The organism is Treponema sp. R8-4-B8, from assembly GCF_054786175.1.
Genome location: NZ_BDHE01000441.1, coordinates 1 through 436, shown reverse-complemented (window position 1 = coordinate 436; position 436 = coordinate 1). Strand labels below are relative to the sequence as shown.

Sequence of the window (436 nt, the reverse complement as noted above, 5' to 3'; positions counted from 1 at the left end):
TCCTCCGACATTGATAAAAACGGCTATGTGTTGACAGGCGATAAAAATGTAATACTTGTAAAGGCAAAAATAAAATATCAAATAAATGACGCGGTACGTTATACGTTATTTATAAACGACGCAGAGAAAATAATTGACGGCATAATCAGCGGAGAGTTGACCCGCATAGCCGCTCATTCCGACGTGGATTCAATTCTTACAAGCGGCAGGGCGCAATTATCAAGTGATGTTATGCAAAATTCGCAAAATATTATTGATTCGTTAAAATTGGGAATAATTATTTCCGGCGTAGAGCTGACTGAAATTACGGCGCCCGCAGAAACGATCCGTTATTTTGAAGAAGTAAGAAACGCGGCAATTTACAAGTCAACCAGTTACCAGCGGGCGCAGGAATACGCTTCTACGCGGATACTTGGAGCGCAAGCGGCGGCAAACA

Annotated in this window: 1 protein-coding gene; it reads left to right on the top strand. The window is 42.2% G+C overall.

The genetic code is table 11. The features are described 5' to 3' along the window. On the top strand, window positions 1-436 hold a 436-nt coding region (locus tag ACYVRA_RS09155; protein WP_461252395.1), incomplete at both ends, for an SPFH domain-containing protein.